The 11017-nt window shown below is 34.8% G+C and carries 10 protein-coding genes and 1 pseudogene; 5 read left to right on the top strand and 6 right to left on the bottom strand.

The features are described from left to right. The first annotated feature begins 138 nt into the window (after nt 1–138). A complete protein-coding gene (locus P8M54_RS12995; RefSeq protein WP_300288353.1) occupies nt 139–936 on the top strand; it encodes a Cof-type HAD-IIB family hydrolase in 798 nt (265 codons plus the stop codon). A 67-nt stretch (nt 937–1003) separates the two neighbouring features. Here P8M54_RS12995 and P8M54_RS12990 read toward each other — a convergent pair whose 3' ends face one another. Continuing rightward, the gene (locus P8M54_RS12990; protein ID WP_300288351.1) at nt 1004–2500 is read right to left on the bottom strand and encodes a hypothetical protein; all 1497 of its coding nucleotides are present in this window, start codon (nt 2498–2500) and stop codon (nt 1004–1006) included. Nucleotides 2501–2598: 98 nt separating this feature from the next. After that, nucleotides 2599–3180, bottom strand: a complete 582-nt coding sequence (locus P8M54_RS12985) for a hypothetical protein (RefSeq protein ID WP_300288350.1) — start codon at nt 3178–3180, stop codon at nt 2599–2601. Between the two features lie 184 nt (nt 3181–3364). Here P8M54_RS12985 and mtaB point away from each other — a divergent pair, with 184 nt between their 5' ends. Beyond that, nucleotides 3365–4693 (top strand): tRNA (N(6)-L-threonylcarbamoyladenosine(37)-C(2))-methylthiotransferase MtaB, encoded by a 1329-nt coding sequence (mtaB, locus tag P8M54_RS12980; RefSeq protein ID WP_300288349.1) that lies wholly within the window; start codon nt 3365–3367, stop codon nt 4691–4693. A 102-nt stretch (nt 4694–4795) separates the two neighbouring features. Here the strand turns inward: mtaB and P8M54_RS12975 are convergent, their stop codons facing one another. Further along, nucleotides 4796–5299: a hypothetical protein gene (locus P8M54_RS12975; RefSeq protein WP_300288348.1), complete on the bottom strand. Its 504-nt coding sequence runs from the start codon at nt 5297–5299 to the stop codon at nt 4796–4798. Between the two features lie 11 nt (nt 5300–5310). After that, the gene (locus P8M54_RS12970; RefSeq protein WP_300288347.1) at nt 5311–6027 is read right to left on the bottom strand and encodes a 3-ketoacyl-ACP reductase; all 717 of its coding nucleotides are present in this window, start codon (nt 6025–6027) and stop codon (nt 5311–5313) included. A 277-nt stretch (nt 6028–6304) separates the two neighbouring features. On the opposite strand from P8M54_RS12970, the gene P8M54_RS12965 reads away from it, so the two are divergent. Further along, nucleotides 6305–7168 (top strand): L,D-transpeptidase, encoded by an 864-nt coding sequence (locus P8M54_RS12965; RefSeq protein WP_300288345.1) that lies wholly within the window; start codon nt 6305–6307, stop codon nt 7166–7168. Nucleotides 7169–7170: 2 nt separating this feature from the next. On the opposite strand, the gene P8M54_RS12960 is transcribed toward P8M54_RS12965, so the two are convergent. Further along, nucleotides 7171–8007 (bottom strand): hypothetical protein, encoded by an 837-nt coding sequence (locus tag P8M54_RS12960; protein WP_300288344.1) that lies wholly within the window; start codon nt 8005–8007, stop codon nt 7171–7173. Nucleotides 8008–8208: 201 nt separating this feature from the next. Here P8M54_RS12960 and P8M54_RS12955 point away from each other — a divergent pair, with 201 nt between their 5' ends. Further along, nucleotides 8209–9087: a PPK2 family polyphosphate kinase gene (locus P8M54_RS12955; protein ID WP_300288343.1), complete on the top strand. Its 879-nt coding sequence runs from the start codon at nt 8209–8211 to the stop codon at nt 9085–9087. A 69-nt stretch (nt 9088–9156) separates the two neighbouring features. On the opposite strand, the gene P8M54_RS12950 is transcribed toward P8M54_RS12955, so the two are convergent. Beyond that, complete coding sequence (locus P8M54_RS12950; RefSeq protein WP_300288342.1) at nt 9157–9729, bottom strand: hypothetical protein; 573 nt, start codon at nt 9727–9729, stop codon at nt 9157–9159. 429 nt (nt 9730–10158) lie between these two features. Here P8M54_RS12950 and P8M54_RS12945 point away from each other — a divergent pair. Beyond that, nucleotides 10159–11017: pseudogene (locus P8M54_RS12945) on the top strand (hypothetical protein); the annotation flags it as partial.

Genomic DNA, 11017 nt, shown 5'->3' with positions numbered 1-11017 from the left:
AGAATTTGCAAAAGTAAATCCCGTGATTGAAGAATTTAGATTGAGTATTTAAAACCAATTGGTCCTAAATAGTTAAAGTAAGAAACCTTAGCTGTCCAAAAGCCGAGGTTTCTTTTTTAGGTAGAAGAAATAAAAGTGATGAAATATAAAATGCTGGTCCTAGACATGGACGACACCTTGTTAAACGATGACCATAAGATTTCAATTGAAAATAGAGAAATGTTGGCCAAAGCCAAAGAAAAAGGAGTACTAGTAATCTTAGCTTCGGGGCGACCAACTCCTGCTATGACTGCGTATGCAAAAGAACTTGGCTTGGAAGATTCCTATATGATTTCGTACAATGGAGCAGTAATTACCAATTTGAAGGAAAACGAAATTATTTTTGAGCAAACATTGACGCAAGAGCAAATTTATGAATTGTACGATTACAGTGTGCAGCACAACACTCACATTATAACGTATGTAGAGGGAAAGGTGGTAAGTGAAACAAGTTCTGAATATATAGATATAGAATTAAATATTACAGGTTTAGAACATAATAAAGTATTAGATTTTAAAGCAGCAGTGCAGTCTTCAGCAGTGAAATGTATTTTGTTAGAAGAACCTTCTTATTTAAGAGAAGTAGAGCAGCATTTAAAGGCTGCAATGCCTCATTTAAGTGTGTGCATGTCTAAACCTTTTTTCTTAGAAGTAGCTCAAAATGGCATCGACAAAGGCGCTAGTGTAAAATTCTTAGCCGATAAATTAAATATTTTACAATCAGAAGTGATCGCCGTTGGGAATGCAGGTAATGATTTGTCCATGATCGAATACGCTGGTTTAGGTGTGTGGGTCGATAATGTAGATGCTCACCTGCGGGACAAAGCAGATGTTATTGTAGCCTCTAACAACAATGATGGCGTAGCCGAAGTTGTGAAGAGATTTATCTTAGCCTAATTACTGTCAAATAAAAAAACCGTTAGAATTTATTTGATCCTAACGGTTTTTTGTTGTCTTTGACTTTCTATTGTAAAATCATAAATGTCTTTTTTCTTTTTCCGTCATTCATCATAATGAATTTGTTGGATTCATAAGTACCATAATAAGGCAGGTAAAACTCATTGTTTTTATTGTCTTGAATTTTGTTGTAGGCTACTTCTCCCGTTTTTGAATATTCTAAATCGTATAGTGCGGTAGATTCCAACCATGATTTAGATAATTTGACGCGTCCGTCTGCTTTTTCAGTCAAGTTTTTACCAGAGTTTAAAATAAGGTGTAAACTGTCATCTTTCAAAAATGCATTGTAGGATGGGTTGTTGGCTCTTTTAAAAACACTTCTTCCCCAAACTAAATCTCCAGCTGAATTGAACTTTAAAATTAAAATATCATCGTAGTGATAAACGGTTTGCATATAGCCACCGTAGGCTCCAGAGCTCACGTATACTTGCGATACATAAAATTCTTCGGCAATAAGGAACGTATTGTTTTCTTTGTCTTTTAACAAATAGTCAATATCAAAATTCCTCAATTCTTTCTGCTTTTCACTTTTGTTTTCTGCTTCTCTGTAACCGTATAAGTCATCGTATACCTGTTTTGGTAAATTCTGTAGTTTTTTTGATTTGACAGTCAAATTATCGGTATCGATGATAAAATTGCAACCACCTTTAATTCTATTGACATTTAATTCAGAATAAAAACCAATTAGCTGCAATTCATTTTTATTAAATGAAATGCTCAAGGATTTAATATGTTCCTTTTCTAAATCGATTAAAATGAAGCTGGTTTTTGCTTTCGTAATTTTGTTCAATACAAACTGATAATTAGCTTGTCCCTGATTTTTTTTATTTGAAGAACCTTCAATGTATAATTTACCTAAAGAGTAGACCGTAGCGTCATTAGTAATGTAAAGATCATTGTGTTCAAAAGTTTTTTCAACATCTTCTTGATACGATGTTGTAAAGACTAAATTTTCATTTTTAGATTCATAAACTCTTACTGTGTAGGAGTTTTTGTTTTTAAGAATGTTATCAGTGGCAATTGCAAAATAGTTACCATCAGGTGATAAAGCGAAATTAGTCTTGTGTTTGTTTTTGGTGCTAAATAAAGACTGATTTTTTTCGACAGTAGTTGTAAAAATCGTAGTCTTATTATATAATTTTGTAGATAAATTGAGTGTGTGACAGTACAGTACTCTTTCATTTTTACTTGGAGAAGCAACTGTAAATAATTTTACTTGATCTTTATAGAATAAATCACCAACATATTGTTCATCGTCTTCACTAGCAACCGTTTTAGAAAAAGTTTTAGCGAGTTTACTGTCAAAAATATCGAATAAAAAATCTTTTTTACCATTTCTAATGATGGAAGTTTCACCGGACTGCGCTGTGTGTATGGATAGGATATCAACGGATTTGATATCATCTTCATATTCTGCACTTTCAGTTACTTTTAGTTGCGTGTTGGTTTGTGCTTGAGCAAAATAACTGTTTATCAATAAGCAGATTAAAACTAGTTTTTTCATAATTTTTTTTGTTTTGTATTTCGTTTTGGTTGGTTTGTGATAAAGTATTAAGTCAAGGAAAGTAATCATAAACTATAAAACCACGGTAGAGTGACTTTTTACTTTTTCTTTTTAGGAGGTTTACACGCTTTGCAAAAATCAGCAAGGGCGTCTATTTGTGAAAGCACCTTTGTATTAAGAACGGTAAGTTTACCTTCATCTTGGCCTAAGTTGGTCGCTTTAGAAGCAATACCATTTTGTTCAATTAATTCTTTTTCTATTTGCTCGTATATAGGTTTCAAAAAAGTAATATCTGAGAAGGTTCCTTTGTTTTCATATATTTTTTGTCTCAATCTGCGCGCATACAACTCGGATAAATTGAATTGGTATTGAGCAAATTGGACTAATTTATTTGCGGTAGCAGCATCTGGAGCAACGATCATCGCAGCATCTTTCTGGAAAGCACAGCTTACTTTTGAGTTGAAATTTTTAGTAAACATAAATTCTACATTACTCATTTGGAAACCAAATTCTAAATTAGAAGCGGTTTGCATTGACGTAATAGTTGTGCCTCCCACTTGCGTTTCATTTGATTGAAAGTCGGATAACTGTAATTGATACGTGCCATCCCAGTCTATTTTATTTTGTGCAGTTCCTAAAACTGAAATAAGCAGTGCTAGCGTAAGAAAAAATTTGTTCATTGTGGTTTGCGATTTTGGTAACGGTCGTAAAAGTATCTAAAAGTATTGATTTTTGAAATTGTTTTTAAAACTAATCTCACAAACAGTACAGAGTAAATTGCTAAATTCTAATTTGTTTCTAAAAAATGTTTGTAAATTTGCACACGCTATTTTTTGACAACGATTTCATCAATAGCGCTCATTTATGGAAAATAGAAAAAAAGTTGCCTTTTACACCTTAGGTTGTAAACTAAATTTTTCGGAAACATCGACAATCGCTCGTAGTTTTCAAGACGAAGGATTTGATCGTGTAGGTTTTGAAGAAGTGGCGGATATGTATGTCATCAATACCTGCTCCGTTACTGAAAATGCCGATAAGCAGTTCAAGCAAGTTGTCAAAAAGGCAATGAAATTAAACAACCAAGCCTTTGTAGCTGCCGTTGGATGCTATGCTCAGTTAAAACCTGAAGAGCTAGCCGCAGTTGATGGAGTTGACCTAGTTTTAGGGGCGACCGAAAAATTTAAAATTACGGATTATATTAACGATTTGTCTAAAAACGACATGGGCGAAGTGCACTCGTGTGAGATCGCTGATGCTGATTTTTATGTAGGTAGTTATTCCATAGGTGATCGAACTAGAGCATTTTTAAAAGTGCAAGATGGTTGCGATTATAAATGTACATATTGTACTATTCCGTTGGCACGTGGAATTTCACGTTCAGACGAATTAGAAAATGTATTGAAAAATGCCGCCGAAATTTCGAAGCAAAACATCAAAGAAATTGTGCTTACGGGTGTCAATATTGGAGATTATGGTAAAGGCGAATTTGGAAATAAAAAACACGAACATACTTTTCTTGAATTAGTACAAGCCTTAGATGAGGTTGAAGGAATTGAGCGATTACGTATTTCATCGATAGAGCCTAATTTATTAAAAAACGAAACGATAGAGTTTGTCTCTAAAAGCCGAACTTTTGTACCGCATTTCCACATTCCGTTGCAATCAGGAAGCAATGCGATTTTAAAGTTAATGAAGCGCAGGTATCAAAGAGAAGTCTATACCGAAAGAGTCAATAAAATTAGAGAAGTCATGCCTCACGCCTGTATAGGTGTGGATGTGATCGTTGGCTTTCCTGGTGAAACCGATGAACACTTTCTAGAAACCTACTATTTTTTGAATGAAATGGATATTTCATACCTACATGTTTTTACCTATTCAGAACGTGATAATACAGAGGCTGCTGCTATGGATGGCGTGGTTGCTGCCAATGTTCGTGCTAAACGCAGTAAAATGTTACGTAGTTTATCTGTAAAAAAACGTCGTGCTTTTTATGAAAACCAATTAGGAAGCAACAGGACTGTTTTATTCGAAAGTGAAAATAAAGAAGGTTACATTCATGGATTTACCGAGAACTATGTAAAAGTAAAAACACCTTGGAATCCGGCTTTAGTAAATACACTGCATGACATTAATTTAACTCGAATTGATGAAGACGGAAGTGTAAGAATGGAATTCCTAAATGTAGAAGTGTAAACTCAAAAGGGATTAGAATAGAAAAACCATTAAGAAAATAGCATCTCTATTTCTTAATGGTTTTTTTTATGCTAGCTTTTAAATTGACGGCCAATAGCCATATTAATCTTCTTTAATTACCAATTGTAAAGAGTTTATATAGTCCGTATCGAATTCAATGACTCTAATTTTATCAGGGTTAAAACTTAATTCTCCGCCAAATTCACCTCGTATATCAAGGAAGTCAATCGTGAGCTCTTCCTTGTTTAATTCGATTAATTTTCCAAGGTAAGCTGATTTTGATGATTTTTTTGCGATTTGGAATACGCCATATTTTTTATCCAAATAGCTAATGATCGAAGCTAAATCTTTAATAGGAATAATGTCCTCAGCATTGGTTTTTACTCCTTTTAACCGAATCACTTTCTCAGTAAACTCATGGTCTTCATCACGATGGATACTTTTTATATTTTTGTTTTTAAGCAAAACATAACCGTCTACGATAAAATCAACCGGGTTGTTCCGCAGCAAAATCCACTCATCAGAGTAATCAATTAAAAAACCTGAAAATATTTCTCTTTTATCTTCAAATTCTATTGAAATTAATTGTCTTAAATATTTTTCCATTGGATTGTAAATTAGGGATTAGTAGACCAGATACTGCTGTTTTTGATAAAAACTCTTTTGTTTAACTTTAGCTGGGCAATGATTAATTCGGCAATATCTTCTGCTTGCATGACGGTTTCAGGATTCCCATCCGTTAATTTTAATTCTTTGGCCATATCAGTGGCAACGGTACTTGGTGTTAACGCTGTTACACGCACATTATGTTTGCGCATTTCCTGCATTAGCGAGTCAGTTAATCCAAGAACAGCAAATTTAGATGCACTATACGCACTTGTCATCGCATTACCGGCTAAACCTGCTGTGGAGGAAATATTGATGATATCACCTGATTGTTGTGCTATCATTGTTGGCAAAATAGCGCGGGTCATAAAATAGGTTCCCATTAAATTTACTTGAATGATGCGTTCCCAATCGGTAGGTTCTAAATCTAGAAATTTACCAAAAGAGGCAATTCCCGCATTGTTAATTAAGATGTCGATAGTACCAAATTCAGCCAAAGCTTTTTCAGCTGCTAGATTAACCGAATTGATGTCAGCAACATCAGCAGTGATCGCGATGGCTTTTACACGCAACGCTCGTGCTTTCGCAGCCACATTGTTAATTTCTTCTTGCGTTCGAGCAACTAAAATAACATTTACTCCTTCTTTTGCTAGTGCTAGTGCAATTGCTTTTCCTATTCCTTTTCCAGCGCCTGTGATTAAGGCCGTTTTATTTTTGATATCGGTCATTGTGTTTTTAATTATTGTTTGATAAACAAAGTTAAGGCTTTGAAAATTTTTAAATGATATTAAAAAGTTAAAAATGGAATCGCTGAAAAGCGACTTTTCTTAAAATTTGATAAGATTATCTAAAAATTACATAACAGCTAAGAAGACTAAAGGTTGCAATTTTACATCAGAAGATTTACATGATAAAAGCCGTAGTAAAAATAAAGCTATGACGGTAGAAAAGTGGTCAAGTGAATCTAATAACAACCATCAATTAAAAACAATTAAAACTAATTTTATGAAAAAGATACATTTACTTCTAGCCGGTTTTGCAATGACAGCTTTAGTTTCTTGCAAACAAGAAACTACAAAAGAATCCAATGAAACAAAGAAACCGGTAAAGGTAATTGAGCGACATGAACCAAAAGAGGTTTCTTATTCGTTAGAAAACACCCAAGACTGGCTAGTCAAAAATAAAGAAAGTGCTAGCAGCTTGCAAATTGCATATGCTATAAATAGAACGGATGCAGCCAATTTAAAGAAAATGGATTCGATTATAGTTCCTAAAGATCTAAGCGGAGATTTAGAATTTTATTTGCCTTTTCCGCTTGAAGTGGAAGCTTTGAATGAGGTTGACAAAATTATTTTGTTTTCTTACCCTTCTCAAACCTTTGCCGCTTATGAAAACGGACAATTGGTTCGTACGGGACCCACAAGTATGGGAAGAGAAAAAGATCAAACACCAACAGGCTTATTTTTTACCAACTGGAAAGCAGAGGAAACTACGAGTACTTTTAATGACGAATGGGATTTAAAATGGAATTACAACATCGAAAATAAACTTGGAGTAGGTTTCCACCAATATGAATTACCGGGTGTCCCTGCTTCTCACTCTTGTTTGCGTTTGCAAGAAAGAGATGCTCGTTACTTATACGACTGGGCTGATCAATGGGTTCTTGCTGATGCCGAAACGGTAAAGGTAAAAGGAACTCCAGTGGTTGTTTTTGGGAAATATGATTTTAAAGCTCCAAAGCCATGGTTAGCCTTGCTGAAAAACTCAAAGAGTTTAAACTTAACCGAAGAGGATATACAACAGTTAGTGCAACCGCATTTGAACACTATTATGAAAGAGCAAAAAAACAGAGCTGCTAATAAAGCGTAATCCTACTTTAGGTCTAAAGTCAATTTATGAATCGTACTTTCTTGCACATCATTATCCTTATCATCGCAGAGTAGGAATTGAATTTGGTCTTTAGTTTTTGAAAATAGAGTTAGCCCTTCAAATTTATTTGTAGGGCTAATTTTTTTTGTAAAATCTATTTTCATGGTTTCGATATCAATTCGGCCAATAATGCTTCCCAATATTTCGCCGTCGTCATAAGTGTTGACTGTTTTTTCGGCTGAGGCCAAAAAGTAAATTTTGTCTTCGACTCTGATCGCATCGGTAAACGAAGTTCGCACTCCTTTTATTTTTGGAAGTTTGTACGTATTGGCAATTAAACTGAATTCCTGATCTAGTTTTTGGGCATGGAGCGTATAAATGATGTTTTTATTGGTGCTTCCGTTACCACGATTGAATAAATACCAATCTTCGCTGGTATAAATGACACCTTCAAGGTTAAAATCTTGGGGTAAAACTGATTCAAAACTCTGCATCACGGCATAAAGATCCGTGAGGTTATTGGTGCTTGTCTTTTTTTTTGTTTTTAAATCGAAGGCAATCATTGTATTTCGCTTGTCAGTTGATCCTGAGCCAAATATATACAAGGTGTCTTGAAAATGAGCGAGAGACTCAAAATCAGGTTTGTCTTGTTTTGGGATGTTTGGTAGAGCGTTTTTTAATAGCGGATATTGGTTTAGCGTTTGTGTAGGGATCGCATACTCATAGATAAAACCACTGTTATCACTAATAATGTACAGTGAATCCTCTTGATAAAAAAGTCCTGAAGCAGCACCAATGCCGATAATGTGAAATAGGATTTCGAGCGTGAATTTCTCCATGAATTGTTGTTGTTTTTAGCCCTGATTGTAATAGAAATACTTTTTAAAAGGAATTGTATTTTTTATGGGAGGTGCAGAGCGACCAACGGAAGCTCCTGCAAGGACCTAAAAAAAAAACAATTGCTTGAAAAGTATTGCCATGAAAAGCAGGAAATAGCTACCCAAAAATACTATATTTACTTTAATTAAAAACGGTATTCTATGAAATCTATAAATCCAGAAAATTTTAAAGTCGTAGGTCCAATCGACCTTTCAAAAATTCCCACTAACTTATTTAATGAAGCTAGCGATGATGATAAGGAGAATAAATTAGATAAGGTTCAAAAAAAATTAAGTGAATTGCAGGACATAATGTATGCGCACAACCGCTATGGGGTTTTGATTTGTTTGCAAGGAATGGATACTTCGGGTAAGGATAGTTTGATTCGGGAAGTTTTTAAGGAATTCAATCCAAGAGGTGTTCAAGTATATAGTTTTAAAACGCCCAACTCGACGGAGTTAGAGCATGATTATTTATGGAGGCATTACCTAGCATTGCCTGAGAAGGGGAAGTTTGCTGTTTTTAATCGAACGCATTACGAGAATGTGCTAGTAACCAGAGTGCATCCGGAGTATATTATGAATGAGAATTTGCCGGGTATCGAAAAAGTAGCAGATATTACGCCAGAATTTTGGGAAAACCGCATGCAGCAAATTAATAATTTTGAAAAGCATATCGCTCAAAACGGAACTATTGTTTTGAAATTTTACTTGCATTTAAGCAAAGAGGAGCAACGCAAGCGATTGTTGAGACGACTGGAGAAGGAGGAGCACAATTGGAAATTTTCGGTTGGTGATCTTAAAGAGCGGGAACGTTGGGATGATTATATGAACTATTACCAAGAGGCAATTAATAATACAGCTACGGAATACGCGCCTTGGTATGTTGTTCCTGCTGATGACAAGGATATGTGTCGTTATATTATTGCCGAAATTATTTGGAATGAAATGCAAAAATACACCGATATAAAGGAACCAGAGTTAGACGATAAGGTAAAGCTAAACTTGGGCCTTTATAGGGATCAATTAATGAAAGAATAACAAAAGGGCTCTGAAATTTCAGAGCCCTTTTAACTAATTCAATTTTAACTAATTCAATTTTATTAGTTTTTATAATTTGAAACCGTAAGCTAAACGTACACCTACTTGTCCTACTCCTTTACCAGTAGCTCCGTTGTTGTTGATTTTAGCAAAGTCAGAGTAGTGCTCATAGTGAACTGAGATATCTACGAATTTTGTAGCATAACCAATTGTTGGAGATAACAATAATGAAGTACCATTGCTTTTATTAGAAACTCCAAAAGCAGCTCCAGCTTCACCCATTACATAAAATTGGTCATCCCAAATAAAAGCTTTGAAACCAGCTTTAGCAGGAATAAATCCTAAGTCTTTTCCAGCCACCTGTCCAGGAATCGCATCTGATTGACTCACGAAAAGGTTAGTGTAACCTGTAGTTGCAGTTAAAGAGTATCTTTTAGATAAATCGTACTGTAACCTAACATCACCACCTAAGGCTAATTTGTAAGGATCGTTAGTAGCATATCCTGCGTTTACACCTACTCCTAAACGAAATCCCTGATCGTAGTTAGTTGCTGTTGGCGTTTCTTGTGCTGAAGTTGTGTTAGAAAATAGAGCAGCTATCGCTACTAAAAGTACTGTTTTGAATTTTGTTGTCGTTTTCATACTATTTGTTTTTTTATTTATAATTAAGAAGTCATCGTTTTATCATTGTTTGTTGTTGATGACGTTGACAAAAGTAGAATGGAAGCGAGAGGGAAATGTTATAGGATTTTCAGTTTTTGTTATAGAATAATTATTTTAGGATGTTTGCTGTCTCGTTCGTTCCTTTGATAGTAAGGGTTAAGAGTAATTTTTTGAGCAAACTTTAAGATTAGTAGTCAACAACTTAGGACCTGCGTCCTAATATAAAAATCATTTTTGAAGAGAAGTTATTTTAAAGTCACCATTTTGTTTAAAAAAAGGACTTTATGTAAAATTAACGTATAATTTACACCTAATATCCTACAAGTATTTTAAGTTTTAGTAATCTTAAGTTCATTTAGTTTTAAAATACCAAGCCTTTCTTTGCTTCAAATTTTAAAAGATAAACAAATGAAAAAAATTATTTTAGGGTTATTGTTGGGAGCGGCTTTTGTTTCCTGTGAAAATGATAAAGTCGAATCAACAGTTGTTTTAGCTGACCAATCAGTTACACCCGTTTTATTAAAGAAAAAATCAGGTTTTGAAAAATTAGAGTTATTTTCATTGCTAACCTCTGATGATGTACTGCCACAAAGTCCCAACTTTGTTTTTGGAGGATCAGCTGATGGAAGCGGTTTGTTGAAAAACGGTGATGGTACTTTTACCTTTTTAGTCAACAACGAAGATAATTTTTCGGTTTCCAGAATTACATTAGACAAAACGTTTAAACCTGTAAAAGGCGAATATTTGTTAAACTCTAATGGAGGAACTTGGAGATTGTGTGGCGCTACAATGGCAACTCCAGCGGAGCACGGTTTTGGTCCGCTTTATTTAACCTGTGGAGAATCAGGTGAAGAGTCTCGTACACATGGTGTAAACCCTTACGCTGATGCAGGAACTGCAAATGTATCCAAAGAGCTTCCTGGATTGGGTCGCTTGAGTGCCGAGAATGCGCTGCCATTGAAGGCTACGGCTTATGCAGGAAAAACGGTTATTGTAATTGGTGATGATGACTCCGGAACTTACGGAGGGCAACTTTTTATGTACGTATCAAACACTGTGGGTGATCTTGCTAACGGTTCTTTGTATATGATGAAGCGAACTACAGATAATCAAAGAGAGAAAGATATGGTTAGCGGTGAATCGTATCCGGTATCTTTTGTCAAAATTGAGAATCATACCACGATGACAGGAGCACAAATAAATGCTTCAGTTAATACCTTGAAAGCAATTAAATTTGGTCGTGTCGAGGATTTAGATTACCGCAAAG

This window comes from Flavobacterium sp., from assembly GCF_029242675.1.
In the GTDB taxonomy this organism is placed as follows: Bacteria; Bacteroidota; Bacteroidia; order Flavobacteriales; family Flavobacteriaceae; genus Flavobacterium.
This window is presented reverse-complemented; position numbering and strand designations above follow the sequence as displayed.

Coding starts and splice junctions, on each gene's coding strand:
- P8M54_RS12965 (WP_300288345.1), top strand. CDS start 6,305: ATGAAAAAGATACATTTACTTCTAGCCGGTTTTGCAATGACAGCTTTA.
- P8M54_RS12970 (WP_300288347.1), bottom strand. CDS start 6,027: ATGACCGATATCAAAAATAAAACGGCCTTAATCACAGGCGCTGGAAAA.
- P8M54_RS12990 (WP_300288351.1), bottom strand. CDS start 2,500: ATGAAAAAACTAGTTTTAATCTGCTTATTGATAAACAGTTATTTTGCT.
- mtaB (WP_300288349.1), top strand. CDS start 3,365: ATGGAAAATAGAAAAAAAGTTGCCTTTTACACCTTAGGTTGTAAACTA.
- P8M54_RS12955 (WP_300288343.1), top strand. CDS start 8,209: ATGAAATCTATAAATCCAGAAAATTTTAAAGTCGTAGGTCCAATCGAC.
- P8M54_RS12975 (WP_300288348.1), bottom strand. CDS start 5,299: ATGGAAAAATATTTAAGACAATTAATTTCAATAGAATTTGAAGATAAA.
- P8M54_RS12950 (WP_300288342.1), bottom strand. CDS start 9,729: ATGAAAACGACAACAAAATTCAAAACAGTACTTTTAGTAGCGATAGCT.
- P8M54_RS12985 (WP_300288350.1), bottom strand. CDS start 3,180: ATGAACAAATTTTTTCTTACGCTAGCACTGCTTATTTCAGTTTTAGGA.
- P8M54_RS12995 (WP_300288353.1), top strand. CDS start 139: ATGAAATATAAAATGCTGGTCCTAGACATGGACGACACCTTGTTAAAC.
- P8M54_RS12960 (WP_300288344.1), bottom strand. CDS start 8,007: ATGGAGAAATTCACGCTCGAAATCCTATTTCACATTATCGGCATTGGT.